This is a genomic window from Nocardia sp. NPDC050799 (genome assembly GCF_040654015.1).
In the GTDB taxonomy this organism is placed as follows: Bacteria; Actinomycetota; Actinomycetes; order Mycobacteriales; family Mycobacteriaceae; genus Nocardia.
Genome location: NZ_JBFAHF010000004.1, coordinates 45610 through 70618, shown reverse-complemented (window position 1 = coordinate 70618; position 25009 = coordinate 45610). Strand labels below are relative to the sequence as shown.

General features: G+C 69.0%; 23 protein-coding genes and 1 riboswitch. Of the genes, 13 read left to right on the top strand and 10 right to left on the bottom strand.

Translation table 11 applies throughout. From position 1 onward, the window contains the following. Positions 1-2 precede the first annotated feature (2 nt). From AB0H42_RS05820 to AB0H42_RS05810, 3 genes are read right to left on the bottom strand one after another with little or no spacing between them, the layout of a single operon-like run. Positions 3-617: a deaminase gene (locus AB0H42_RS05820; RefSeq protein WP_357050393.1), complete on the bottom strand. Its 615-nt coding sequence runs from the start codon at positions 615-617 to the stop codon at positions 3-5. Positions 618-642: 25 nt separating this feature from the next. Further along, positions 643-1347: a dihydrofolate reductase family protein gene (locus tag AB0H42_RS05815; protein ID WP_357050389.1), complete on the bottom strand. Its 705-nt coding sequence runs from the start codon at positions 1345-1347 to the stop codon at positions 643-645. Position 1348: 1 nt separating this feature from the next. After that, on the bottom strand, positions 1349-2104 hold the full coding sequence (locus AB0H42_RS05810; RefSeq protein ID WP_357050386.1) for an NUDIX hydrolase: 756 nt from the start codon (positions 2102-2104) through the stop codon (positions 1349-1351). A gap of 185 nt (positions 2105-2289) precedes the next feature. On the opposite strand from AB0H42_RS05810, the gene AB0H42_RS05805 reads away from it, so the two are divergent. From AB0H42_RS05805 to AB0H42_RS05795, 3 genes are read left to right on the top strand one after another with little or no spacing between them, the layout of a single operon-like run. After that, a complete protein-coding gene (locus AB0H42_RS05805) occupies positions 2290-3648 on the top strand; it encodes a hypothetical protein (RefSeq protein WP_357050383.1) in 1359 nt (452 codons plus the stop codon). Next, positions 3645-4667 (top strand): glutamate ABC transporter substrate-binding protein, encoded by a 1023-nt coding sequence (locus AB0H42_RS05800; protein ID WP_357050380.1) that lies wholly within the window; start codon positions 3645-3647, stop codon positions 4665-4667. Before AB0H42_RS05805 ends, AB0H42_RS05800 begins: the two co-directional genes overlap by 4 nt. Positions 4668-4672: 5 nt before the next feature. Continuing rightward, a complete protein-coding gene (locus AB0H42_RS05795; protein WP_357050377.1) occupies positions 4673-7591 on the top strand; it encodes a tetratricopeptide repeat protein in 2919 nt (972 codons plus the stop codon). A gap of 227 nt (positions 7592-7818) precedes the next feature. Here AB0H42_RS05795 and AB0H42_RS05790 read toward each other — a convergent pair whose 3' ends face one another. Continuing rightward, positions 7819-8919 carry a CaiB/BaiF CoA-transferase family protein gene (locus tag AB0H42_RS05790; RefSeq protein ID WP_357050374.1) on the bottom strand — a complete coding sequence of 367 codons (1101 nt, stop codon included), beginning with the start codon at positions 8917-8919 and terminating at the stop codon, positions 7819-7821. A 142-nt stretch (positions 8920-9061) separates the two neighbouring features. On the opposite strand from AB0H42_RS05790, the gene AB0H42_RS05785 reads away from it, so the two are divergent. Together AB0H42_RS05785 and AB0H42_RS05780 are read left to right on the top strand one after the other, a co-directional pair. Beyond that, entirely contained in the window at positions 9062-9607 is a 546-nt protein-coding gene (locus tag AB0H42_RS05785) for a methylated-DNA--[protein]-cysteine S-methyltransferase (RefSeq protein WP_357050371.1), read from the top strand. Positions 9608-9649: 42 nt separating this feature from the next. Further along, positions 9650-9943: a hypothetical protein gene (locus AB0H42_RS05780; protein ID WP_357050368.1), complete on the top strand. Its 294-nt coding sequence runs from the start codon at positions 9650-9652 to the stop codon at positions 9941-9943. A 61-nt stretch (positions 9944-10004) separates the two neighbouring features. Here the strand turns inward: AB0H42_RS05780 and AB0H42_RS05775 are convergent, their stop codons facing one another. Beyond that, a complete protein-coding gene (locus AB0H42_RS05775) occupies positions 10005-11804 on the bottom strand; it encodes a cutinase family protein (RefSeq protein WP_357050365.1) in 1800 nt (599 codons plus the stop codon). Positions 11805-12563: 759 nt separating this feature from the next. Here AB0H42_RS05775 and AB0H42_RS05770 point away from each other — a divergent pair. Continuing rightward, on the top strand, positions 12564-13442 hold the full coding sequence (locus AB0H42_RS05770) for a TIGR03854 family LLM class F420-dependent oxidoreductase (protein ID WP_357050362.1): 879 nt from the start codon (positions 12564-12566) through the stop codon (positions 13440-13442). A 316-nt stretch (positions 13443-13758) separates the two neighbouring features. Next, on the top strand, positions 13759-14232 hold the full coding sequence (locus AB0H42_RS05765; protein WP_357050359.1) for a hypothetical protein: 474 nt from the start codon (positions 13759-13761) through the stop codon (positions 14230-14232). 18 nt (positions 14233-14250) lie between these two features. On the opposite strand, the gene AB0H42_RS05760 is transcribed toward AB0H42_RS05765, so the two are convergent. Then, positions 14251-15201, bottom strand: a complete 951-nt coding sequence (locus tag AB0H42_RS05760; protein ID WP_357050356.1) for a zinc-binding dehydrogenase — start codon at positions 15199-15201, stop codon at positions 14251-14253. A 93-nt stretch (positions 15202-15294) separates the two neighbouring features. Between AB0H42_RS05760 and AB0H42_RS05755 the strand changes: the two genes are divergently transcribed. Continuing rightward, positions 15295-15849 (top strand): TetR/AcrR family transcriptional regulator, encoded by a 555-nt coding sequence (locus tag AB0H42_RS05755; protein WP_357050353.1) that lies wholly within the window; start codon positions 15295-15297, stop codon positions 15847-15849. 111 nt (positions 15850-15960) lie between these two features. Next, positions 15961-16443, top strand: a complete 483-nt coding sequence (locus AB0H42_RS05750; protein WP_357050350.1) for a DUF456 domain-containing protein — start codon at positions 15961-15963, stop codon at positions 16441-16443. Positions 16444-16467: 24 nt separating this feature from the next. Here the strand turns inward: AB0H42_RS05750 and AB0H42_RS05745 are convergent, their stop codons facing one another. Both AB0H42_RS05745 and AB0H42_RS05740 read right to left on the bottom strand, forming a co-directional pair. Then, complete coding sequence (locus AB0H42_RS05745) at positions 16468-17334, bottom strand: amidohydrolase family protein (RefSeq protein ID WP_357050347.1); 867 nt, start codon at positions 17332-17334, stop codon at positions 16468-16470. Between the two features lie 71 nt (positions 17335-17405). Then, a complete protein-coding gene (locus tag AB0H42_RS05740; RefSeq protein WP_357050344.1) occupies positions 17406-18794 on the bottom strand; it encodes an FAD-dependent oxidoreductase in 1389 nt (462 codons plus the stop codon). A gap of 228 nt (positions 18795-19022) precedes the next feature. Between AB0H42_RS05740 and AB0H42_RS05735 the strand changes: the two genes are divergently transcribed. The 3 genes from AB0H42_RS05735 to AB0H42_RS05725 all read left to right on the top strand — a co-directional run bounded on the left by AB0H42_RS05735 (position 19023) and on the right by AB0H42_RS05725 (position 21314). Then, positions 19023-19493: a hypothetical protein gene (locus AB0H42_RS05735; protein WP_357050341.1), complete on the top strand. Its 471-nt coding sequence runs from the start codon at positions 19023-19025 to the stop codon at positions 19491-19493. 63 nt (positions 19494-19556) lie between these two features. Beyond that, a riboswitch (SAM riboswitch) is annotated at positions 19557-19669 on the top strand. A 17-nt stretch (positions 19670-19686) separates the two neighbouring features. Further along, on the top strand, positions 19687-20103 hold the full coding sequence (locus AB0H42_RS05730; protein WP_357050338.1) for a rhodanese-like domain-containing protein: 417 nt from the start codon (positions 19687-19689) through the stop codon (positions 20101-20103). Further along, positions 20100-21314 carry an O-succinylhomoserine sulfhydrylase gene (locus AB0H42_RS05725; RefSeq protein WP_357050335.1) on the top strand — a complete coding sequence of 405 codons (1215 nt, stop codon included), beginning with the start codon at positions 20100-20102 and terminating at the stop codon, positions 21312-21314. The genes AB0H42_RS05730 and AB0H42_RS05725 overlap by 4 nt, the downstream gene beginning before the upstream one ends. Before the next feature lie 38 nt (positions 21315-21352). Here the strand turns inward: AB0H42_RS05725 and AB0H42_RS05720 are convergent, their stop codons facing one another. Beyond that, on the bottom strand, positions 21353-22129 hold the full coding sequence (locus AB0H42_RS05720; protein ID WP_357050976.1) for an HAD-IIA family hydrolase: 777 nt from the start codon (positions 22127-22129) through the stop codon (positions 21353-21355). 292 nt (positions 22130-22421) lie between these two features. Here AB0H42_RS05720 and fgd point away from each other — a divergent pair, with 292 nt between their 5' ends. After that, positions 22422-23432, top strand: a complete 1011-nt coding sequence (gene fgd, locus AB0H42_RS05715; RefSeq protein WP_357050333.1) for a glucose-6-phosphate dehydrogenase (coenzyme-F420) — start codon at positions 22422-22424, stop codon at positions 23430-23432. Positions 23433-23930: 498 nt separating this feature from the next. Here the strand turns inward: fgd and AB0H42_RS05710 are convergent, their stop codons facing one another. Continuing rightward, the gene (locus AB0H42_RS05710) at positions 23931-24515 is read right to left on the bottom strand and encodes an MspA family porin (RefSeq protein WP_357050973.1); all 585 of its coding nucleotides are present in this window, start codon (positions 24513-24515) and stop codon (positions 23931-23933) included. Between the last annotated feature and the right edge of the window lie 494 nt (positions 24516-25009).

Below are 25009 nucleotides of genomic sequence, written 5' to 3'. Positions count from 1 at the left end.
GATCAGGACAGATCGAGATGGCGGTTCACCGCCATGGCGGCCTCGGCCAGATCCGGGAGTTCGAGTACCCGCACCCCGTGCTCGCGCAGTTTCTCCACTCCCACACAGTTCTCGACGAACGTGGACGGTTCACGCCACGCGATCACCACCACCGGGATACCGGCGGCGAGCACGCGATCGGTACAGGGCAGCCGCGTTTTGGTCGCCCGCTCCGAGCAGGGCTCCAGGGTGCTGTAGAGGGTGGCCTGCCGCAACCGCGGATCGTGCGGGTCCAGTTTGTCCAGGGCGGACTCCTCGGCGTGCACCTTCGGATCGGTTTCCCGCGAATAGCCAATGGCTATTTCGGCGCCGTCGGCGACGAGCACGGCGCCCACCGAGAAAGCACCCGGTGCCCGCGGACTTCGCCGCGAGAGTTCGATCGCCCGGTTCATCCAGTAGTGGTGGTCGGGTTCGGGCACCGGGCCTCCTGAATGGCGCTGTCGGGCGTAACCCATCCGCGGCCCGCGCATGGCCGGAGCGGACGCCGGGGTACGCAGGGAGCGCATGGCCGGAGCGGACGCCGGGGTACGCAGGGAGCGCATGGCCGGAGCGGACGCCGGGGTACGCAGGGAGCGCATGGCCGGAGCGGATGCGGAGGTACGCCTAGGGTCGATACCGCAACACTGCCACATCCCCGAGCCGCTCCACCTCGACCAGGCGCATCCGATGGGTGGAACCGCCGGGAAACCGCGCGGGATGCAGGAAACGCGGGGCGGCGGGATCGCCGACGAGTGTGGGCCCGACCGCGACCAGCAGTTCGTCGGCCAGTCCGGCGGACAGGAACGCGGTGTGGATCCGGCCGCCGCCCTCCACCATCAACCGCCCGATGCCCCGGGCGCCGAGATCGTCCAGCAACGGCCCGAATTCGAGTTCCGGGCCCAGGGCCACGATCTCGGCCGATGCGGTCAACCGGTCGCGCAGCCGCCGGGCGCCCGCGTCGGTGGTGTAGACGAGCGGGGCGTGTTCGGCGGTACCGTACCGCCAGAAACGCGCCTCCGGGTCCAGTTCGCCGCGCGCGGTCACCGTCACCTTGCGGGGGTACTCCGGCCGGCCCGCGGCGATCCGCTGCGCACGCCGCGCCTCATCGCGTACGAGCAACCGCGGATTGTCGCGCCGCAGTGTCTCGGCTCCCACCAGAATCGCGTCCGACCAGGCGCGGATATCGTCCACCCGGTCGAAATCGGCGTCATTGGACAGCAGCAGGCGTTCGGGCTCCATATCGTCGATATAGCCGTCGATACTCATCGCGACCGACAGCAGCACATACGGCCGGGACGGCCGCGCGGCTTCCTCCACGCCGTTTCCCAACTCAGCGCTCCGATCCCAGCACGGCGCTGCGCGGAATCCCCAGCACTCTGGCCTCCGCGTGCGCGGCCGCACCGAGCCCGGCCCCCGGATCGTCCGTCTCGCCCGCCGGATGCGGGAACCCACTCGGTTCCGGATTCTCCGGCGGGTACGGCGGGTTCAGCAGGACCGCACGGTCACCGGGCCCGTCGGGTCCAGCGTGCAACCAGACGAACTCCGCGCCCAGGTCGACCGTGCGCGGCAGGGTCGCGGCCAGCTCCGTCGCGTCCGCCGCCGGGCACTCCCCCGGATCCATCCAGGCGAAAGTGGCCCGCAACCCGGGCCAGGCGTGCGCGAACCCGGCGTGCAGCGGACGCTGATCCACCTCGTCCTCCGGCACCCAGGCCAGTTCCACACTCTCCATGTTCGGGCGCACCGGCAGCGGTTTGCCCGCATCGGCGATCACCGTCGTGTAGGTCCAGCCGCTCGGGGCGGTGGCGGTGACCCGTTCGGCACGCACCCGGATATCCGCGGCCTTGATACCGGCCTCCTCGTCGGCTTCACGGACCGCCGCGTGCACCGCCGACTCGTCGCTGTCGCGGGCCCCGCCGGGCAGCGCCCAGGTCCCGCCCTCGTGACTCCACAGCGCGCGATGCTGCAGCAGCACCGCCGAACCACCACTACCGATCGGGGCGCGCAGCAGCAAACCGGCCGCACCGAACAGGCCCCAGTGCCGCACACCACCGGGGCTTATGGACCACCCGTCACCGTCACCACGCATCTCGCACCGCCCTCGTCGACCGTTGCCTCCATCCTGCCCCACCGGCGGTGGTGGGTGGCGCGTTGTGGAGGTCGGGGCGCGCGCGTGGACAATACCGAATACGCTCATGGCAGCGGTGTGAGCGATCTCGCGCGGCACCGGCGGAGCGATGCAGCGCACACGGCGCCCAGAGTTGGAGGGTGGACATGACGCGGTTGGCGGTGGATCGGGTGGTATCCGAACCCGACCCGGCCCACCCGGAACCGGCGCCCGCCTCCGGGCGGGCGGAGCTCGTCCGCCCCCGGCTCGCGCAGGCCTGGAAGTGGTTGAATCCTGCACGTTTACGCCTGTTCGCCCAATCGTCGCCCGGGCGGCTGCTCGGCGTCGGACTCCTGCTGATCGTGCTGTCCATCGGGTCGGGGGTGATCACCGCGGGCGCCGTGAACGACCGCCAGAACGACCTCGATGTGCTGCTCGCCCACACCGAACCCGATGCGAACGCGGCACATCGGCTCTACACCGCGCTCTCGGTGGCCGACGCCGCCGCGGCCACGGCGTTCATCTCCGGCGGCCTGGAACCCGAGCAGGTGCGGGACCGCTACAGCCAGGCACTGGGGGAAGCGGGCGCCGATCTGGTGACCCTGTCCGGGAACGACCCCCAGGACGTCCTGCAGCGGATGGGTATCGGGTCGGGACTACCCGTGTACTCGGGTCTGGTGGAGACCGCGCGGGCGAACAACCGGGAGGGCCATCCGGTCGGGGCTGCCTATCTGAGCGAGGCGTCCTCGGAGATGCAGACGGTGCTGCTGCCGACCGCCGAACAGCTGTACGTACGGCGCGCGGCCGCGGTCGATACCGCCCAGGACCGGCACGTCCGGCCGCCGTGGTCGGCGATCGTGCTGCTCGTCGTCGCCGTGCTCGCGCTGGTGTGGGCGCAACGGCTGCTGGCCCGGCAGTGGCACCGCACCTTCAACCCGGGCCTGCTACTGGCCTCCGGCGCATTGCTCACGCTGATGCTGTGGACGGTGATCGCCGGATCTGTTTCGTCGGTGGCGATGTCCAGCGGCCGGGCCGACGGGACGGTGCCCGCCGCCCGGCTCACCGAGGGCCGGATCCTGGCGCAGCAGGCGCGTTCGGCGGAAACACTCAAACTGGTACGCCGCGACACCACCGGCGACTACGATCACGCGTTCGACGCCAACATCACCCGGCTCAACGAACTGCTCGCCGGGCACACCGACCGGGCGACCGCCGACGCGCGGGCCGCGCTGCTGCACTGGCTGGCCGCGCACCAGCGGATGAACGAGGCACTCAACCGCGGCGAATTCGCCCGCGCGGCCGCGATCGCCACCGCGCCGGGCACCGAGAACGCTACCGTTCATGTGGAAGCTCTGGACAACGCGCTGGGTAACGGGATCACCGAGACCCGGGACACGCTACGCAGCAATATTTTCCACAGCGCCCGGGTACTCGACTATCTGGCACCAGGTGCGTTGATCCTCGGCTTCGCCGCCGCGGCGTACATCGCCTTCGGCATCTGGCCAAGACTGCGGGAGTATCGATGAGGTTTGCGCGAAACCCGGTCCGACCGGCGGCCCCCCGGCCGTCGCGGCGATCGTGGCCGCTGCGGGTCGGGGTGGCGTGTACCGCGCTGCTCGTGGCCGGGTGCGCCACCGGCCCGGGCCCGCACCACGAGGTAGCGCACAGTGACTACTCCGAACCGCCCCTGCCCGCACAGGCGACGGCGATGGAGGCCGACGGCCCGCTGCCCCTGCCCGACGATCCCACCAACTGCGGCGATCCCACCGCCGGCCTGCGTCCCACCGGCCCCGGCGCGACCGGCCCGGTACTGGACCGGATCCGGGCCCGCGGCCGGCTGGTGGTCGGATTGGACACCGGCAGCAATCTGTTCAGTTTCCGGGATCCCGAGAGCGGGGTGATCGTCGGCTTCGACGCCGATATCGCCCGCGAGGTGGCCCGGGATCTGTTCGGCGATCCCGACAAGATCGAATATCGCAGTCTCGGTTCCGAGGAGCGCGAAGCGGCGCTGATCGAGCACCGGGTGGACATGGTGGTCAAGACCATGACCATCACCTGTGCGCGCCTGGCCAGGGTGTCCTTCTCCACCGTGTATCTGAAGGCGCACCAGCGGGTGCTGGCCGTACAGAATTCGGGAATCCAGAGCTTGCGGGATCTGGCGAACAAGCGGGTGTGCACGATCCGTGGCACCACCTCGCTCGAGCAGATCAGCCGGATCCAGCCGCAGGCATCCATTCTCACCGTCCCCACCTGGGCCGACTGTCTGGTGGTCCTGCAGCAGCGGCAGGTGGACGCGGTCAGCACCGACGACGCGATCCTGGCCGGACTGGCCGAACAGGACCCGTACACCGAGCTGGTCGGTCCGAGTATCAGCGAGGAGCCGTACGGAATCGGCATCCCCAAGGGCGACGAAGACCTGGTGCGCTTCGTGAACGGCACCCTCGACCGGATCCGTGCGGACGGTACCTGGAACCGTCTCTACAGCCAGTGGCTCTCGGCCCTCGGCCCCTCCCCCGGACCCCCGCCGCCGACCTATCGGGACTGATCGCCGTGACGACGGACGAGTCGGTCGACCGGTCCGGCTCCGGGGACGTTCCGGAGCCGCCACCGACCCGTGCCGTCGACGCCGCCCGCCTCCGGCAACCGGACGGGCAGCCCAGTGCGGCCACCCGGCTCGGGGCGGGCCGCGTGCGTGACGGTCACGGTACTTCCGGGTCCGTCACGGGCCCGGGAATCACCGCCGCAGCGGGTACCGCCGCGCACGCGGAAACCGCTGATAGAGCGGGCACGGCCGGGCACGCGGAATCCGTCGCGGGTAAGCCCGATACTTCGGAAACTCTTGCGGAGAACACCGAATATTCGGAAACCGTTGCCGATGCGGGCGCCGGCAGCTATCCGGAAACCGCCGCCGGCACGGATCCCGCTGCGCAATCGAAAACTGCCGGCGTCGCGGATGCGGCCGCACACGCGGAAGCCGCTGCCGAAGCGGGTACGGCCGGACACCCGGAAACCACCGCCGCCATGGCCGGTACGGCCGCATACGCGGAAACTGCTGCCGGCGCGGGTCCGGCCGACGACCCGAACGGGACCCCGGTCGCCCGTTCCGACGTGCACATCGAAACCGTTGCCGCCGCCGATACCGCCTCATCCCCGGGAAGCGCCGCGGTCGCGGAAACCGCCTCCGCGCCGGAAACCGCCGCAGTCGCAGGAACCGCCGCATACCCTGGCACCGCGGCGGCAGTGGCGTCCGCCGGCACCGGTAACCGGACGGGCTCGGGATCCAGCGGAAGTTCCGGCCGCGGCAGCGGTTCCCAGCTGCGTACCGGCCGCAGCAGCCGCACTGTACGGTCCCGTCCCACGGTGCGCACCCTGGTCGCCGGCCTGGTCGAGATACCACCCGTCGAAGCCGCGGACCCGGTCGCCGCGGTCCTGACCGATCCGGTGGTCGCGGAAGGCAAACGGTTCTGCTGGCGCTGCGGCAAACCGGTGGGCCGGGCGAGCGCGAGCGGTCCGGCCACCACCCGCGGTATCTGCCCGAGTTGCGGCGCCGCGTTCGATTTCCGTCCGACGCTGAGTCCCGGGGATATGGTGGCCGGGCAGTACGAGGTCCAGGGCTGCCTCGCGCACGGCGGGCTGGGCTGGATCTATCTCGCCGTGGACCGCAACGTCAGCGATCGCTGGGTGGTGCTCAAGGGTCTGCTGCACGCCGACGATATCGAGGCGCAGGCGGTGGCCGTGGCGGAGCGGGAGTTCCTGGCCGAGGTCGCACATCCGGGCATCGTGAAGATCCACAATTTCGTCGAGCACCTGCCGCCCGGCGGTGAGCCGATCGGCTTCATCGTGATGGAGTATGTGGGCGGCCGCTCCCTGCGCAGCATGCTCGACGACCGCAAACGGCCCGAGCGGATCCCGGTGGCGCAGGCCATCGCCTACATCCTGGAGGTGCTGCCCGCACTGGACTATCTGCACGCGACCGGGCTCACCTACAACGACCTCAAACCCGACAACATCATGGTGACCGAGGATCAGGTCAAACTGCTCGACCTGGGGGCCGTCGCACCGATCGAAGCCTACGGGAACCTGTACGGCACCCGCGGTTTCCAGGCGCCCGAGATCGCCCGCACCGGCCCGACGGTCGCGTCCGATATCTACACGGTGGGCCGCACGCTGGCCGTGCTCACCCTGAACATGCCGACCGAACACGGCGCCTACCGCGACGGTCTGCCCGCGCCGGAGGACGAACCGATCCTGGCCCGGTACGAGTCGTTCCACCGGTTGCTGCTGTGCGCCACCGATACCGACCCGGACCGGCGGTTTCCGTCCGCCGGAGCCATGGCCGACCAGCTGTCCGGAGTGTTGCGGGAGATCCTGGCCTTCGATACCGGGGTGGAGCGGCCGCACCGGTCCACAGTTTTCGGTAAACAGCGCAGCGCGTTCGGCGCCGAGGAACTGATCGGCCAGACCGACGCCTACGCCGACGGAATCGCGCGCGACACCCTGCTCTCGGCCACCGATATCGCCGCCGCGCTGCCGATCCCGCTGCTGCCCCGCACCGACCCGGCCGCCGCCCGGCTGACCGACACCTTGCAATCCGATCCGGACCAGGCGCTGGCGGCGCTGCATGAGGCACGCGAGCAACTCGCCGAGGACCCGGCCGCGGCACCGGAGAACCTGGAACGCGAACTGCGCCTGGCCGAGGCCCGCATCCTGCTGGATCTGGACCGCGTCACCGAGGCCACCGATCTGCTCGACGCCATACCGCATACCGCCCGCCGGGATTGGCGGATCAACTGGTACACGGGCATAGCAGGTTTACGCGAGCAGGATTACGAAAAAGCCTATTCCGCGTTCGATGCGGTATTGCGGGTCCTTCCGGGTGAACTGGCACCGAAACTGGCCCTGGCCGCCACCGCCGAACTCGTGCTCCAGCACTGGGCACCGGACGAGACCCGCGCCTGGCGCGACTACGCCGAGAATTTCTACGCCACCACCTGGCGTACCGATCACGGGTTGGTGAGCGCGGCTTTCGGTTCGGCCCGCCTGCTCACCGCCGCCGGCCGCCACCGGGAGGCCGTCACCGCCCTGGACGAGGTGCCGGGTTCGTCCCGCTATTTCACCACCGCCCGGATGACCGTGGTCCTGTTGCTGCTCACCAGCGCACCCGTGGCGGAACTGCCGGAACACACCCTGCGCGAGGCGGCGGCCCGCGTGGAGGCCCTGCCGCCGGACGAACGCCGGGCCGTCCAACTGCGGGTGATGGTGCTCGGCTGCGCACTGGCCTGGTTGCAGGCCGGTAATACGCCGCGGCGGCCCCGGCCACCGCTCATGGGGGTCGCGTTCACCGAGCACGCGTTGCGTGACGGCACCGAATCGGGGCTGCGCACCCTGGCCCGGTTCGCGCCCGGCCGCCGCCATCGCTACGCCCTGGTGGACCTGGCCAACTACATCCGGCCCAACACCTGGTTCTGAATCGCCGCGCCCGAGGCTTCCCGGACCGCGCGTCCGACCGGGCCGGTGCGATTTCGACCGGTTCGCCGAGCACGAGGTTCCACGATCCGGCCGGCGCGGGACGCCGATGCCCGTGCGGCTGCGGGCCGCCGCTTCGCCTGTACGCACAGCAGCCGACGGCCGCACCGGTTCGACGACCCGCGCGAGCGTGGTGGCGGACCGGCGCGCGAACCGGCCCACCCTCGGGTTCAGTCGGTCCAGATGGTTTCGATCGGGGTCGCCTCGGTGGGCGGCGGGGTGGGCACGCCGTTGGGAGTACGGGAGAACCGGGGCGCCGGGGCGTGCTGGGTGACGTTGTCCAGTTCGATGAGCGAACCGCGCGCGGCGATATGTTCGTTCTCGCCCGCCTCGTCGAAGGTGAGCACCGGGGTCACACAGGCGTCGGTGCCGGTGAAGATCGCGGCCCATTCGTCGCGGGTCTTGCTGCGGAACTTCTCGGTGAACAGTTTCTTCAGCGTGTCCTGCCCGGCCGGGTCCATCTGGAAGGGCAGGCCCTCGGGGTCGATCTCCAGACCGGCCAGCAGCTGGGCATAGAACTGGGGCTCGATCGCGCCGACGGCCATGTATTTGCCGTCGGAGGTCTCGTAGGTGTCGTAGAACGACATACCGGTATCGAGCAGGTTCGTTCCGCGTTCCGAGGACCAGGCACCGGTACCGCGGAAGGCCCAGATCATATTCGACAGCGCCAGCGTCCCGTCGACCATCGCGGCATCGATGACCTGGCCTTTACCGGAGTTCTGGCGTTCCACCAGGGCTGCCAGGATGCCGAACACCAGGAACATGGAGCCGCCGCCGAAATCGCCGACCATGTTCAGCGGGGGCACCGGCCGTTCGCCCTTGCGGCCGATGGCGTGCAGGACGCCGGTGAGGCTGATGTAGTTGATGTCGTGCCCGGCCCGGTCCGACAGGGGACCCTCCTGGCCCCAGCCGGTCATCCGGCCGTAGACCAGGCGCGGGTTGCGTTCGAGCAGGTCGTCCGGTCCCAGTCCCATCCGTTCGGTGACGCCGGGCCGGAAGCCTTCGATGAAGACGTCGGCTTTTTCCACCAGCCCGAGAACCTTCTCGATATCGGCCGGGTCCTTGAGGTTGGCCTCCACGACCGTGCGGCCACGCAGCTGCGGCCGGTCGGCGCCGCCGGGCAGCTGACCGGCGCGCTGGACCCGCACCACATCGGCGCCGAGATCGGCCAGCAGCAACGCGGCATGCGGCCCGGGCCCGATTCCGGCCAGTTCGATCACGCGAATGCCCGCGAGCGGGCCCTGCTTGGTGGCGGTGGATGGTGTACTCACGCCCTACCTCGGTTCGTCGTCGATCCAGTGTCAGCCCCCACGGGGCATATTGACAGTATGACAACAGCGGCTCCGAGTCACGGGGTCGGTGCGGTCCGCCCCGAGGCCGGTGGTTGTCGGGGGGCACGAGCAGACTGGCGGTATGCCGGACAGTACGGTCGCGCCGCTGGACGCGACGAATTTCGACACCGCGATCGGCCGCTGTGCCATCGCCTGGCGGGCGGACGCCGTGGCCCGCTTCTCCCTCCCCGGCCACGATCCCGGCGCCGGGTTCCGCGGCGGCGACGCCCGCCCGGTCCCCGAGCCGAGCACCGGCCCGCGCGGCGAGGCGCTCGCCCGCATCCGCGCCCACCTCGACGGTGATCTCGACGATCTGCGCTGGATACCGCTCGACCTCACGGGGCCGCCGGAGTTCCACCGCGCGGTCTACACGGTCACCCGGGCCATCGACCCCGGGCACACGCTCAGCTACGGGGAGGTCGCGCGCCGCTGCGGCGCGGCCGGGGCCGCGCAGGCGGTCGGTCAGGCGCTCGGCAGCAATCCGATTCCCCTCATCGTGCCCTGCCACCGCGTCCTGGCCGCCGACCATTCCCTGCACGGTTTCTCGGCGCCGGGCGGTATCGATACGAAATCGAAGCTGCTGGCGATCGAACGCACCCCCGGCTTCGGCGAACCGACCCTGTTCTGATCGGCCCGGGCGGCCGCCAGATCGTCGACGTAGAAGTTCACGGTGGTCATTCCGCGGTTGAAGATCGCCGAGAAGAACGCGCCCGTCCCCACCGTCACCATCACCGAGGCCCTCGACGTAGCCCTCCGCTGCGGCTGGATCGACAGCCACCGCCGCGCCCTCGACGCCGACCACTACCTCCAGCGCTACTCGCCGCGCACACCCGGGAGCCCGTGGTCGGCGATCAACCGGGCCAAGACGGACAGCTTGATCGCCGCGGGCCGGGTGCGGGAGGCGGGTTACGCGGCCATCGAATCGGCGAAGGCGGACGGCCGGTGGTCGCCGGACAGATCCTGATTGCGCGGAGTCGCGGGTCGGTGGGTCGGTGGGTCGGTGGGTCGGTGGGTCGGTGGGAAGGCTACGTCCGCTCCCTTACTCGGTGGACGAACTCGGCTGCTCGCTTTCGGCCCTCGTACCAGAGGCCGCGCACCGCGCCCGCCACCCACCGCACACCGTGCGTCCGATGCGCGACCCTGATCGCACCGCACGCGCCCGCCGAGACCACCGCCAGCAGCACCGATCCGAGCAGATACGGAGCGAGGCCGTGCAGCGGTCGTGGTGCCGCGGTCTCGGTCCCCGCGCGCGTCCGAGGTGGCGATTCGGCGCCTACCGCGACATTGCGAATATCGGGCTCGCCGACAGGCGCGGCAGGCTGCGGCGGCGACCGCTGTGGCGCGGGGCCGGGGTCGGCGGGTGCGGGAGCGGCCGGCTGCGCCGGGGACGGTACGGGGATGCGATTGGTGGCGAGGTCTTCGGCGACCGCGGTGAACCATTTCAGCACCAGGTCGGCGGCGGGCCGGCCGTCCGCCGTATAGCCGGCGTGGAAGTAGTCGCCGTGTTTGCGGACCGTATCCGCGTAGCGCAGCCACAGCCCGGGGTCGAGGAGTTCGGCGTTCTCGGCACTCAATTGGCCGAGTGCGTTGAACGACTTGCTGATCAGGTTGAACACGGTGCGCCGCGGCAGCGGGCGGCGGGCGGCGGCGACGACCGCGTCGGTGGCCCGTTCGATACCGGTCAGCGGGTCGGGCGCGGTGGCGATACCGGCGACCTCGGCGGGCTCGAGGGCGATTCCGATGATGGCCAGCAGGGTGTTGAGCGCACTGGTACCCAGTTTCAGCAACGCTTCACGGGCCTGCGGTTCGCTGCCCGAGCGCGGGTCGGCGGCTTCGGCGAGTCGGACGCCGAGCGGTTTCTCCGGTGTCAGCGACAGTGTGCCCAAAGAGTATCCGCGCAGATCGTGGGTGACGACCGCGGTCGCGGTGCGCGAGAGCGTCGAGGAGAAACCGTCGCCGATCGATGCCAGCGCCGCCACCGGGTCCGACGGGAGCAATTCCGCCTGGCCGAGGATGTTGACCACCATATGCAGCAGCGGGGCGTCGGTGGGGGCGTCGCAGGCGAGGTCACCGGGCAGGCACAGCGAGGCGACGCGGCCGGTGAGTTCCCCGAAGTCCGGTGCGATATCACGCAGTGGCCCGATACCGCCGCCCGGCGCGGGATGCCGCGGAAACTCCTGCAGCACCGCCAATCCCGCACCCGTGGTACCGGGTGCCGGTGCCGGACGCCCGGCGTGCGGCAGTCCGGGGAACACCGCCGCCCCGGGGGCACGGGTGGGGTCGGCCAGCAGTGCCACGGCCGCGATCCGGTCGGCCGGCACCGCACCCCCGCCGGTGCCCACCTCGCGCGCGAACATCGAAACGACATGCGCGCCCTGCGAGTAACCGACCAATCCCAGCTGAGAGTTCGGACAGCGCTGGGCGACCTCGGCGGCCATATCGCGCAACCGTTCCAGACCTTCACCCGCCGAGACGGAATACGGTGCCGTGGTGGCACCGGGTAGTGCACCGCCGAAACCGGCCAGGTAGGGAACATAGGCGCGGCCCACGGCCGGCCCGCTCAGCATTTCGGTCAGCGGACCCAGCACCAGCGACAGCAGACCGGCGTCCGCGGCCACCGGGGAATCCGGGGTGGACTCGCCGGTCCCCTGCACACCGAGAACGAAGAGGCCGGGGCAGCCCCCGGCCTCCGCCAACGCCACTTCGACGCCGTCCTGGGCACGGGCGGCCGCGGGTGGTCCGATCGAGGGTGCGGCGACCGATAGGGTCGCCGCGCCGGCGACAGCGCAGACCACTCGCTCGAACACCGTGCGGGCGCGGCTCATTCAGACCTCCGACCTGATCAGAACGGCGCGGCCCCGGGCAGTGCCGCGCGGCAATCGACCTCGCGCGGACCCGCTAGGGAACGAGTAGCGCGATCACGAGATCCAGCACCGTGCCGACGAGCTGTCCGACAACACTCAGAAGCAACTGAACTCCTCACAGCGAACGCAGATGCGCCGGAACGTGTCCGAGATGCCCGGCACGGAAGGGTGGCTACATCGGAAGGCCCGCTCCGGCCGTCACCGCACAGCGATGGGCCGGAGCGGGCACCCCACAACGAATTCGCCCGCACGGAAATGCGCGTCAGGTGCAGTGTTCACGAGCACCTCCGCCGGCGGGGCGCCCACTCAGAAGAGGACGCCGCCGAGGCCACCGACAACAGCGGCGAGGTTCGTGACGACGCTACCGACGAGTTCCAGCAGACCACCGAGCAGTCCCATTTCAATCCTCGTTTCTCTGGTTTCGTTGTCCGCCCGGGCGGGCGCCCGGACTCTCAGGGTTGCGCTCTCACCCAAGCCCCCGACAGCCGATGGACGAGACCGAACATAGCGCCCTAGCAGCAGTTATGGCTTGTAGCTATGAGACATACCATCTAATATTCGACGCCGTTTCGCAAATGGATGGGCAGCATCTGTAACGAATTTCGCACTCCGAGCGATCGGCCCGCCCCTGCCGGGCACAAAGAGCAGGTCCTGGGCCGTCTCGGATCCGACGCCGTAGGGTCGCGGTACGGGCAATTCGTCCAGACCAGGAGTGGCGTGATGAAGATTCGATTCGGCGTCGGTACCGGCTCCGGCAGCGATCCGGAGGACCTGCCGGAGCTCGTGGATCGGCTGGAGGCCGAAGGGATCGATTCCCTGTGGTTCTCCGAATTGATCTACGCACCGGCCGTGGACCCCACCGTCGGGATGGCGTTCGCGCTGTCGCGCACCGATCATCTGAAGGTCGGGACCTCGGTGGCCATCCTGCCCGGACGCCACCCCGTTCTGGTCGCCGAACAGCTCACCTCGCTGGCGGCGCTCGCGCCCGAACGGGTGCTGCCGGTATTCGGCTTGCAGCCGGCCACCCCGCAGGAACGCGATCTGTTCCCGGTGGCCGGGCGGCGCGGCGACGTCTTCGACGAATCCCTGCGGCTACTGCGCGCGGTACTGCGGGAAGACGATGTCGACTTCGACGGCGACTACTTCACCGTGCGGGCGGCACGGGTGGGCAGACGCCCGGCCCGCCCCCTGGACATCTGGCTCGGTGGGCGCGCACCCGCCGCGTTCCGGCGCATCGGCCGGTACGGCGACGGCTGGCTGGGCAGTTTCCTCACCCCCGCCGAGGCGGCCGCCGGGGTGGCGGCGATCAACACCGAGGCCGCCGCGGCCGGGCGGGAGATCGAAGCCGACCATTTCGGGATCACATTGCTGCTGGCACCGGACGGTATCCCGGCCGACCTGGCGGCGGGGATCGCGCACCAACGTCCCGGAACCGACCCGGCCGACCTGGTCGCGGGCAGCTGGCCGGACCTGCACCGGCTGATCGACGGCTACCTCGACGCCGGGCTGAGCAAGTTCGTGGTGGTCCCGGCGGCCGGCAAACCGCTCGACGGCTTCCTGGATCGTTTCGTCACCGAACTCCTGCCACGCCAGAACTGAGATCGAGGCCCGGGCGCGAGCCGACTCGTCCGACGCCGAGCAGCGATCGCCGGTCGGCAGCCGCGGCCGGGCCCGTACCCCGCGGCCGTCACGCGGCCGCGACCAGCGCGGCGGCGGCGACCACCTCCGAAACGTGCTGCCACCCTCCGCTGCGGCCACAGCCGGACGGCCACCGTCCCGACATGCTTCGCACAGCCGCGAACACAGGTCGAGGCGGAATCGCTGCCACCGCTCAACCCGACGCCGCGACCCGTTCCTCACGGCCGCCCCCGGCACCCGCGAGCCGATCGGGAACGCCCACGGTCAACGTGCGGTCATGAGCGGCACCCTCGACCGCCTCCGCGTAGGCACCCGCGACCTCCGACAACAGATATGGCATCGCGACGCCCTCGCCGATCCGGCACGCGGCCATATCGATCCTTATCGCCCCAACGGCGAACGGGATCTACTCAGGGACAACCGCCACTACGAGGTCGTGCCCCTGACCTTCCCGAGAGACGGCGCCGCGGTCTTCGTCGAACAGCGCGGGTGGGCGGATTGCTATGTCGTCGGCGCGCTGAACGCGCGTGCTGTCAATATCGTCCCGCCCGAGCGGCCGAACGATATCCCGGCGAATCTCGAGGAGTTCGACCTCAACCCCAAGCACGTCTGGGCGCCGGTCACCCTGGACCCCGGCGGAGCCCTCGAGATGCGTAATCCGGTGATCGCCAGAGGCGACTCCGAAGGCCTGCGGCTGGAAGACCTGCACAAGATGAACGCCGGCCTGCACTGGGTGGACGACGAGGTCTAGCAGCAGAGACCGGCCGGCTCAGGGGATGAGGATGGTCTTACCGAGCGCGGTACGGGCCTCGAAGGCGCGGTGGGCCGCCGCGGCTTCCGCCAAGGGCAGGACCGTGCCGATCACCGGATCGAGTTCGCCACGCACGACCAGCTCCTCGGCTCTCCGGACCAGTTCCGGCCAGCGCTGCGGACGGTAGCCGAGACTGAACGGGATGAGCGCGGCGCCGACCCGGAGGAGCTGATCCGAACCGATCTCCACCGGATTGCCACTGGCCGAACCGAAGACGACCATCCGGGCGCCCGGCACGGTGAGCAGACCGTAGGCCTCGCGCGCGGTCTGCCCGCCGACGGTTTCCAGCACCACCGATACCGGCCCCACCTCCTCGGTCCAGCCGGGTCGTGAGTAGTCCACAGTTGTGTCGGCGCCCAGGTCGGCGGCCAGACGCCGTTTTGCTTCCGCGCTCGCGCCGGCCACGACCCGGGCACCGGCCCTTTTGGCCAACTGCACCAGCAGGGTTCCGATGCCGCCACCGGCCGCCTCCACCAGGACTGTGTCATCGGGTCCGATCCCGGCGGTTTCGAACACCCCCACGGCCGTCGCACCCTGCCCGAGCAGCGCGAGCGCGCGATGCTCGCCGAGCCGGTCGTCGAGCGGCGTGGCATCCGCCGCGGGTACGACCACCAATTCGGCATAACTTCCGGCGGCGACCTTCCCGACCACCCGCTCGCCGATCCGATGTGCCGCGACACCGGGACCGACGGCGACCACCGTGCCGGCCACTTCGATCCCCGGGATATGCGGCAACGGCGAGCCGAGCGGGTCGGGTACCACCCCGGCCCGGACCTGCACTTCGAAGTAGTTGACGCCGGTGGCCGCGGCGCGGACCAAGAGTTCGCCAGCCCCCGGCACTGGGTCCTCGACCTCTTCGACGCGCAGTACCTCCGGCGCTCCGTATTCGTGATACCGAACCGCGCGCATAGCACACCACCTCTCCATGCGGACTATCAGTCCGCTTACCTATCCGGTATCATACGGACCAATAGTCCGCTTTTGTCAACACGAGGAGTCCCGGTGCGTGCCGATGCCGAACGCAATCGCGCCGCGATCCTGGCCGCCGCCGGGCGGCTGATCTGCGACGAAAGACGCGACAACGTCTCCATGGACGACATCGCGGCGGCCACCGGAGTCGGCAAGGGCACGCTGTTCCGCAGGTTCACCGACCGTGACGGACTGGTCCGCGCACTGGTCGAGGAGCGCACCGGCCGGGGCTGGGACACCGTGCGCGCCCTCGCGGCGGATACGGCAGTGCCCGTGCGCGATCGGATCGCGGCGGTCGTCGCCGCGGTGTTCGACCTCACCGCGATCGAGCTCACCCCGCTGATGCGCGCCCTGCCCGACGTCTGTGAATCCGACACCTGGGCGCCCTGGCGCACCCTGCTGGCCGATCTGATCGCGCAGGTCGCTCCCGATGCCGACACCGAATTCCTGGCGTCGGCGATCTTCGCGAGCATGCGTCCGGAGATCACCGATGTGATCGGCGCCCGCCGCCACCGCGCCGGCGTGCTGGATCTGACCGCGCGCATGCTGGCCACAGGGGTTCCGTCCGGAGCGACATTCGGCCGGTGACATGCGCGAATTCGTACCGGCCGGCGGCAATCCCGTCCGGTACAGAACGGACGGTGCTCATACCCGTTCACCGGACCGGCGACCGCGTCCGTTCCAAGCTACTTTGGTGCTGTGAGCGCTTGGGGAGAAATCGTTGTCGGCCTGGTGATCCTGGTCGGTCTCATCGGCATCGTGGTGCCGATTCTGCCGGGGGTGATCCTGATCTTCGGGGCGATCGCCGTCTGGGCCTTCGTCACCGGCGGGACCACCGCGTGGGCGGTACTGGCGATCAGCACCGTCCTGCTGGTCATCTCCGGAGTCGTGAAGTACACCTGGCCGGGTCGCAAGCTGAAAGAAGCGGGAGTGCCGAACCGGACGCTGCTGCTGGGCGGCCTCGCCGGGATCGCCGGGTTCTTCGTGATCCCGGTGGTCGGCTTGTTCGTGGGTTTCGTGGTCGGCGTATATGTCTCGGAGCTGCAGCGACTCCCCGATAACCGGCAGGCCTGGGTGTCCAGCAAACACGCGATCAAGGGTGTCGGGCTCTCGATTCTGGTGGAATTGCTGGGCGCGCTACTGGCGAGCGGGGTGTGGGTGATCGGCGCGATCGCCGCCTGAGCCGCCGACCCCGAAGGGACCGAGTCAGCTCGGGCCGGAACGCTTTTCGATGATGGGCAGCGGCCGTGTCGTCCCGTCGTGAGCCGACGGTCGGTCCTGGCGCGGCGGCACGAACAACGGCAGGGTGGGGGTGGGGTCCTCGGTGGTGCGGTCGATCGCGGGCAGTCCGTAGAACGCGCGGGCATTGTCCTCCAGCACCGCGTTCATATCGGTGCCGACCACATCGCAGATCAGCTCCACATCCGATTCGCGGAACGGCCGGCCCGCGCGGGTGCCGGGCAGATCGCTGCCGAACATCAGCGCCGCCGGATCGACCGCGTGGATCCGGCGCAACGCCGTCGCGACATCCATGTCGACCCGTCCGAAACCGGTTGCCTTCACCCGCGCACCCCGGTCGACCAGGTCCAGCAGGTACGACAGACCCTCCGCCGACATCCCGAGATGGTCGATGGACACCTTCGGCAGTTTCAGGATCACCGGTTGCAGCGAGGCCAGCATCTGGCCGTCGACGTAGATCTCCACATGCCAGCCCGCCAATTCGTAGGCCCGCAACGCCTGCCGGGTCATACTCGCGATATCGGCGGCCGCGCGTTTGAGATTGAACCGGACCGCGCGCACGCCGGCCTCGTGCAGGTCGAGGATCTCGGAGTCGGAGGCATCGAGATCCAGACGGGTCACGCCGACCCAACCGGGTCCGAGTTCGGCCAGGGCAGCGCGCAGATAGCTCTGGTCGTTGCTCTGGAACGAGGCGCTCACCACCGCACCACCGGAAGGCCGGAACCGGGACATCCGCCGCCGGTAGTCGGCGACGGTGTAGGGCTCCGGTAGGTAGCCTTCGTTCTCGATCAGCGGAAAACGCGGATCGATGATGTGTACATGGGCGTCGAACACTGCTACAGCATGCCTGATAGATCGGGGCGCCCGCTGCTCTCGACCATGGACCGGGAGCAGCGGACGGTGGATCAAACCTTGTGAGGTTCGCTCGCGCGCAACATATCTTCGCGCTCGACGACCTTGACCCGCTCGCGGCCCTCGGGCTCGCCCAGCGAGCGCTCGTGCGCGTCGAGCCGGTACCAGCCGGCCCAGGTGGTGAACGGGATACCCCGGCCCTCGAGGAACTCCAGCACGGCCTCGGGCTCCGGGTTCTCGGCCGGCACGAACTTCGTGCTGTCATCCACGAGGCAGGCGACCGTCTCGTTCGCGTCACCCTTGGTGTGGCCGATGAGCCCGACCGGACCGCGCTTGATCCAGCCGGTCACATAGGTGCCGGGCAGGTAGCGGGCGGCGCCGTCGGCATCCTCGTCGACCAGGACCCGGCCGGCCTCGTTCGGGATGACCCCGGCCTGATCGTCGAAGGGCAGCTCCGAGATGTTCTGGGACAGGTATCCGACGGCCCGGTAGACGGCCTGCACCTCCCATTCCTTGAAGGTGCCGGTGCCCTTCACATTGCCGGTGCCGTCGAGCTGGGTGCGTTCGGTGCGCAGGCCCACGACCCGGCCGTCCTCGCCGAGGATCTCGGCGGGGGACTCGAAGAAGTGCAGGAACAGCTTGTGCGGGCGATCACCCTGGTCGCGGATGGCCCACTGCTCCAGAGTGTTGGCCACCATATCGACCTGCTTGGAATGACGCCGGGCCGCTTCCGAACCCTCGTCGTAGTCGATGTCCTCCGGATCGACGATCACCTCGATCGTCGGGGAGTGGTCGAGTTCGCGCAGCTCCAGCGGGGTGAACTTGGCCTGCGCCGGGCCGCGGCGGCCGAACACGTGCACCTCGACGGCCTTGTTGTTCTTCAAGCCCGTGTACACGTTCGGCGGGATCTCGGTCGGCAGCAGTTCGTCACCGGTCTTGGCCAGCACCCGCGCCACATCGAGGGCGACATTGCCGACACCGAGCACCGCGACCTTCTCCGCGTCCAGCGGCCAGGTGCGCGGCACGTCCGGGTGCCCGTCGTACCAGGACACGAAGTCGGCCGCGCCGTAGGAACCGTCCAGGTCGATACCCGGGACGGGCAGCGCCCGGTCGGCGTTGGCACCGGTGGAGAAGATCACCGCGTCGTAGAAGCGACGCAGGTCCGACAGCGTGATATCGGTGCCGTAGTCGATATTGCCGAGCAGGCGCACCTGCTCCTTGTCCAGCACCTTGTGCAGGGCGGTGACAATGCCCTTGATCCGCGGATGGTCCGGCGCCACGCCGTAGCGGATCAGTCCGAACGGGGCGGGCATCCGCTCGAACAGATCGATCGAGACGTCCACATCGGATTTCATCAACGCGTCGGCGGCATAGATACCGGCCGGCCCGGCCCCGACGATCGCGATCCGAAGCGGGCGGTTCGCTTCCTTCTGCTCGGTCATCTGTTACGCGCACCCTTATCGGTCGAAAGAATCACTGGCGTTGTTGTTAGCTTAGGCTAACTTGACGCGCGGCTCGTATGCACCTACATCGCGCCGTCCGTGGGTGGCTGTTCACCGTTCGTCGTCCCACGTCTCCGCGGGTAGCGCTGTGCTGCGGTACCCGCCGCACCCGCGATTCTATCGGGGTGCGGGCACGGTGCGATCCGGGGACCAGGGATGATCGTCGGTATGAGCGATTCCGGAGCGGCCGACGAGCAGCGGGCCACCGAAGCGGGCGACGACGAGCGACCGCGCTCGATCACCCCTTTCGTCGTGGCCGCGGTGGTGGCGGCCCTGGTCCTGGCGGGTGTACTCATCGCCGGCCTGGTGGCGCCCGCTGAGAAAAATGTCACAGATTCCGACCGGATCGCGGGCGCGGTCCGGGAGTTCGCCGAAGTGAGCAACCGCTACGGGACCGAACCGCCCCGCCAGGCGGTCTGCCCCGGTTTCGTACCCGCCCGCTCCCCGCTGGCCGGACAGCTGAAACCCGGCGAAACCGGAAAAGATATCGAGATCACGAGATTCGGCCCCGTCCACATCACCGGCGATACCGCGAACATCGAAGTGACCAGCCGGGTCGAAGGCGCGGAGCGGACCGCGACCTGGTGGCTGTTCCAGTCCGACGGCGACTGGCTGGTGTGCAACCAGCCGGCCGGCTGAGCCCGCCGAAGACGTCAACCGATGTTTGACACGGCCGACCTCGCCGGGCAATCTTTTCGGCTAGGTCATGAGTGCCAGTGCCAAGCCCCGGCTCGCTGGTCGGCAACCCTCCTCCGCGGTGGGGTGCTCCGGGTGACGACCTGGCGCGCATCGATCGGATGCGGCAAGTGCGGATTCGCAGGAGGTGCCACATATGAGTTACGCAGGGGATATCGGCCCGGAGCAGGCATGGGACCTGCTGACCGAAAACCCGGACGCAGTCCTGGTGGACGTGCGGACCGAAGCCGAATGGAAGTTCGTCGGAGTACCCGACACCAGCTCCATCGCCAAACCGACGCTGCTGGTGGAGTGGGTCGACGGCACCGGCACCCGCAATGCCGAATTCCTGGACCAGCTGCGTAGCGCACTGTCCGACCGCCCCGCGGACGCGCCCGTGCTCTTCCTGTGTCGCTCCGGCCAGCGTTCGGCGCATGCGGCCGACGCCGCGACCGCCGCGGGTATCGCACCCTCCTACAACATCAGCGACGGCTTCGAGGGCCCGCTCGACGAACTCGGGCACCGCGGTGGCTCCGGCTGGCGGGCCCACGGATTACCCTGGCGGCAGTCGTGATCGGCGGCGGTTCGTTCGAACGGCCGTTACCCGAAGGAGTCGGTCCGGCGACACTGGGAGTGCGCGGCGGCCTGAGCCGCTCGGGGTTCGACGAAACCTCCGAGGCCCTGTACCTGAACTCCGGGTTCGTCTACGCCAGCGCCGAAGCGGCCGAGGCCGCGTTCACCGGGGACAACCCGCACTACGTGTACTCCCGCTACGGCAACCCGACGGTGACCACCTTCCAGGAGCGGATGCGCCTGCTCGACGGCGCCGAAGCCTGTTTCGCGACCGCCAGCGGTATGGCCGCCGTTTTCGTCGCCCTCGGCGCGCTGCTGAAGGCAGGCGACCGGCTGGTGGCCGCGCGCAGCCTGTTCGGCTCCTGTTTCGTGGTGTGCAACGAGATCCTGCCCCGCTGGGGTGTCGAGACCGTGTTCGTCGACGGCGAAGATCTCGACCAGTGGGAAGCGGCGCTGTCCGTACCCACCACCGCGGTGTTCTTCGAGACTCCGGCCAACCCGATGCAGACCCTGGTCGACGTGCGCAAGGTCTGCGAACTCGCGCACGCCGCGGGCGCGCAGGTGGTCCTGGACAATGTGTTCGCCACCCCGCTGCTGCAGCGTGGTTTCGAACTCGGCGCCGACGTGGTGGTCTACTCGGGCACCAAACACATCGACGGTCAGGGCCGGGTACTGGGCGGCGCGATCCTCGGTACCTCCGAGTACATCGAAGGCCCGGTCAAGACGCTCATGCGCCACACCGGCCCGGCCCTGAGCCCGTTCAACGCCTGGACGCTGCTCAAAGGTCTGGAAACCATGCCGCTGCGGGTCCGCCAGTCCACCGATTCGGCGCTGCGGATCGCGCGCTACCTCGACGAGCATCCGGCCGTGAGCTGGGTCCGGTACCCGTTCCTGGAATCGCACCCGCAGTACGCGCTGGCGGCCGCGCAGATGCGCGGCGGCGGCACCGTGGTGACCTTCGAACTCGCGTCCGCCGCGGACCTCGCGAAGAAGCGGGCCTTCGAGGTGCTGAACCGGCTACGGATCATCGATATCTCCAACAACCTGGGCGACGCGAAAAGCCTCATCACCCACCCGGCGACCACCACCCACCGGGCCATGGGCCCGGAGGGCCGCGCGAGCATCGGACTCTCGGACGGGGTCGTCCGGGTCTCGATCGGCCTGGAGGACATCGAAGACCTCCTCGGCGACCTGGACCACGCGTTGAGCTGACCGCCGTGTGACACCGAAGGCGGCGCGCCGAGAACGCTTCAGATCGGCGGAGTCGACACTTCGGTGAACGGGGTGCGGACCCGCCCGACCAGGTCGGCGACCGAGCTCAGCACAGTGGTCGGCCGGTACGGATACTGCTCGACCGATACCTTCGTCGAGATACCGGAGGTCACCAGGATGGTGCGCATACCGGCTTCCATCCCGGAGATCACATCGGTGTCCATCCGGTCGCCGACCATCACACTGGTCTGGGAGTGGGCACCGATGCGGCGCAGCGCCGAGCGCATCATCAGCGGATTCGGTTTGCCGATGTAGTAGGGGTCGCGGCCGGTGGCCCGGGTGATCAGGGCCGCCACCGAACCGGTCGCGGGCAGTACGCCGTCCCGGGAGGGGCCGGTCGGGTCGGGGTTGGTGGCGATGAACCGCGCCCCGCGCTCGACCAGCCGGATGGCCGTGGTGATCGCCTCGAACGAGTAGGTGCGGGTCTCGCCCAGCACCACGTAGTCGGGGTTTATCTCGGTCAGCACGTAGCCGATCTCGTGCAGTGCGGTCGTGAGTCCGGACTCGCCCACCACATAGGCGGTGCCGCCGGGTCGCTGCTCGTTGAGGAAACTGGCGGTGGCCAGCGCCGAGGTCCAGATCGAATGTTCCGGGATCTCCAGCCCGGTCTGGCGTAATCGGGCCTGGAGGTCGCGGGGTGTGCGGATCGAGTTGTTCGTCAGGACCAGGAACGGGATCTCCTCGGCCCGTAATTCGGCGAGGAACTCGTCGGCGCCGGGCACCATATGGTCCTCGCGCACCAGCACCCCGTCCATATCGGTGAGGTAGGACAAAATCCGGTCATCTGGGCTCACCCCGTCGATTCTGCCCTTGGTGGCGCGTGGGCCGGATATGCCGCGCCCGGGGCGGGGAACACGCGACGGAAACGCGCCCGCCGGTGACGCCCGCACCCGCATACCGAAGCGCCCGTCCGAGGCGGGTCCAGGCGCGCTCCCGCCTTCGCCCCGGCCGTCCGTGGGTTGCGGGTGGGCTCGGCCCAACTGCGCCTATTAATGTCGAATCCGGGCCGGAGACGGTCCGACCACAACGCGACAGGAGTGGGCGCACATGGGTGAACTGAAGCTCGGATACAAAGCATCGGCGGAACAATTCGGACCCCGGGAACTGGTAGAGCTGGCGGTACTGGTCGAGGAACACGGCCTCGACAGCGCCACGGTCAGCGATCATTTCCAGCCGTGGCGGCACAAGGGCGGCCACGCGCCGTTCTCCCTGGCCTGGCTGGCCGCGGCGGGTGAGCGCACCGAGCGGATCCTGCTCGGTACCTCGGTGCTCACCCCCACCTTCCGGTACAACCCCGCCGTGATCGCGCAGGCGTTCGCGACGCTGGGCTGCCTGTACCCGGGCCGGGTGATGCTGGGTGTGGGCACCGGTGAGGCGCTCAACGAGATCGCCACCGGCTACTCCGGGGAATGGCCGGAGTTCAAGGAGCGCTTCGCGCGGTTGCGCGAAGCGGTGGACCTGATGCGCGCCCTGTGGACCGGCGCCCGCACCGATTTCGACGGCACCTATTACAAGACGGTCGGCGCCTCCATCTACGACGTCCCCGAAGGCGGGATCCCGGTCTATATCGCCGCCGGCGGCCCGGTGGTGGCCCGGTACGCGGGCCGCGCCGGCGACGGGTTCATCTGCACCTCCGGTAAAGGCATGGAGCTGTACACGGAGAAGCTGATGCCGGCGGTGGCCGAAGGCGCGGCGAAGGTGGACCGCGAGGTCGGCACGATCGACCGGATGATCGAAATCAAGATCTCCTACGACACCGACCCCGAACTCGCGCTGGAGAACACCCGCTTCTGGGCGCCGCTGTCGCTGACCCCCGAACAGAAGCACAGCATTCACGACCCGATCGAAATGGAAGAAGCGGCCGACGCACTGCCGATCGAGCAGATCGCCAAACGCTGGATCGTCGCCAGCGACCCGGACCAGGCGGTCGAATTGGTCAAGCCCTACGTCGACGCCGGACTGAACCATCTGGTCTTCCACGCACCCGGACACGATCAGAAGCGCTTCCTGGACCTGTTCCAGCGCGACCTGGCCCCGCGGCTGCGCGAATTGGGGTAGGTCGGGTACCCCGGGTGAGTTCCACCCTGAGCCACTATGGCCGGCTCCGCGGCCCGCGGCCGGATGTCGTACCACGGGTGCCCGGATGATCGATCGGTGTCGAAGTATGTTGTCCCGGAACAGGAAGGATTCCGAAGCCTCACGATACTCCCACAATGGGATGTTCGGTGCCGTGGCCCGTCGGCGGTGGAATCAACGCTGATGCCGCCGGCCTGGGTGGGCAGGCCGAGGGCGGTGGCCTGTTATTGGTGGCGCGTTGCGCGGCCTGCGCCAACGTTGTCGTGCCAGGTCCAGACGGAAGGGGGGCGCTGCCCCGGTCCGGACGCTCAGGCGGGTCGGACCGTGAGATCACGCAGTGCGGCTTGGTACCGGTATTCGGCCCTGTGACACATGGCGCGCCCGGCGCCGCGACGACCGGGCCCGCGTGCGCCACGACGCTGACACCTGCCCACATCGCAGCGGCCGCCAATAACATTGTGACCGCACGGTCCATCGTCATCACAGCCAGGCCGGTTCGCTGTAGGCCGCGATCGAGTTGTCTGCCGTGGCCGTGGATATCGCCGCAATCGCGTACGAGCGCACACTGACCGGCCCCGCACAGGCATCCACCTTGATTTGTACCTGTTCGACGTTGATGGAGCCATGAGCTCCGGTCAGTGGTTTCGTCCCGAAGGGCAGGCTGGTGATCGTTCCCGGTTTCGGGTTCACCGAGACCGAGGGCATCATCAGCGCGCTACCGCCGACATTGATCCCCGGGGCCGGCGCCACCGTAACCCCGATATTCGGGCCGACCAACGCCGATATGCCGACGGACATTCCGTTCGACACATCGATCTGGCAGCCCACCTGGTATCCGAGGGTCAGGCTGCCCGAGCCGACCGCCTGTCGCCCGGACCCGGAGATATCGGCGATCGCGGTGAGGCTCACAAAACCCTCTCGAGTGAACGGCGTCGCCGCCAGGTTCGGAACTCGGTCGAGATTTGCCTCGGTCATGGCCACCCGTAGGCGCCAGCCGTCTTCCGTTGTGGTTTCTCGTGACGTATCCGGTATCGGTGCTGCGTAGGCGATACCAGCAAGGCACACACTCAGAAGGGCGGCGGTCGCCGAACTGATCGGAACTGTAAACGAACGCATTATCGGCGGCCTCCGGACGTTATGCTGATGTGCTTCCGCGGAGAACGCCACCCTGGTCTGCACATGAAGCACCAGTTCTGTGTGCGCAGTGCTCGATCGCGGTGGGCGAAATCGGTGAAACTGTCGCCGTTCACGGGGATCCTTCGATCGGAGTCGTTTGTGGTTCCACCGGAAAGTCACGGATCAACTCACCGACAGCACCACCACTCAGGTTATTTCCGGTAATCCAGGTCGGACAGTAGGGAATCCCCTACATCGGATGACGTACTCGATCGAGTCGTGGCGGAGTGCCCTGTCGCAGTCCGTCCGGCTGGACAGTCGTGGCGCATTCGCCGGTGGTCCGATGCGTTCGGTTCCGGCAGGGTGCGGCCGGTTCGGTCCGTGAAGAGACGCCGAGTTCGGTGGACTGGCGGGTGCGATGGGCTTGCGCTGTGCTTCGTTCA

What these genes read in the sequence shown, in the direction of transcription:
- AB0H42_RS05760 (WP_357050356.1), bottom strand. Translation starts at nt 15,201, where the DNA reads ATGCGCGCGGTTCGGTATCACGAATACGGAGCGCCGGAGGTACTGCGC.
- AB0H42_RS05765 (WP_357050359.1), top strand. Translation starts at nt 13,759, where the DNA reads ATGAGCGGCACCCTCGACCGCCTCCGCGTAGGCACCCGCGACCTCCGA.
- AB0H42_RS05775 (WP_357050365.1), bottom strand. Translation starts at nt 11,804, where the DNA reads ATGAGCCGCGCCCGCACGGTGTTCGAGCGAGTGGTCTGCGCTGTCGCC.
- AB0H42_RS05820 (WP_357050393.1), bottom strand. Translation starts at nt 617, where the DNA reads ATGCGCTCCCTGCGTACCCCGGCGTCCGCTCCGGCCATGCGCTCCCTG.
- fgd (WP_357050333.1), top strand. Translation starts at nt 22,422, where the DNA reads ATGGGTGAACTGAAGCTCGGATACAAAGCATCGGCGGAACAATTCGGA.
- AB0H42_RS05800 (WP_357050380.1), top strand. Translation starts at nt 3,645, where the DNA reads ATGAGGTTTGCGCGAAACCCGGTCCGACCGGCGGCCCCCCGGCCGTCG.
- AB0H42_RS05805 (WP_357050383.1), top strand. Translation starts at nt 2,290, where the DNA reads ATGACGCGGTTGGCGGTGGATCGGGTGGTATCCGAACCCGACCCGGCC.
- AB0H42_RS05720 (WP_357050976.1), bottom strand. Translation starts at nt 22,129, where the DNA reads ATGGACGGGGTGCTGGTGCGCGAGGACCATATGGTGCCCGGCGCCGAC.
- AB0H42_RS05770 (WP_357050362.1), top strand. Translation starts at nt 12,564, where the DNA reads ATGAAGATTCGATTCGGCGTCGGTACCGGCTCCGGCAGCGATCCGGAG.
- AB0H42_RS05730 (WP_357050338.1), top strand. Translation starts at nt 19,687, where the DNA reads ATGAGTTACGCAGGGGATATCGGCCCGGAGCAGGCATGGGACCTGCTG.
- AB0H42_RS05735 (WP_357050341.1), top strand. Translation starts at nt 19,023, where the DNA reads ATGAGCGATTCCGGAGCGGCCGACGAGCAGCGGGCCACCGAAGCGGGC.
- AB0H42_RS05785 (WP_357050371.1), top strand. Translation starts at nt 9,062, where the DNA reads ATGCCGGACAGTACGGTCGCGCCGCTGGACGCGACGAATTTCGACACC.
- AB0H42_RS05810 (WP_357050386.1), bottom strand. Translation starts at nt 2,104, where the DNA reads ATGCGTGGTGACGGTGACGGGTGGTCCATAAGCCCCGGTGGTGTGCGG.
- AB0H42_RS05740 (WP_357050344.1), bottom strand. Translation starts at nt 18,794, where the DNA reads ATGACCGAGCAGAAGGAAGCGAACCGCCCGCTTCGGATCGCGATCGTC.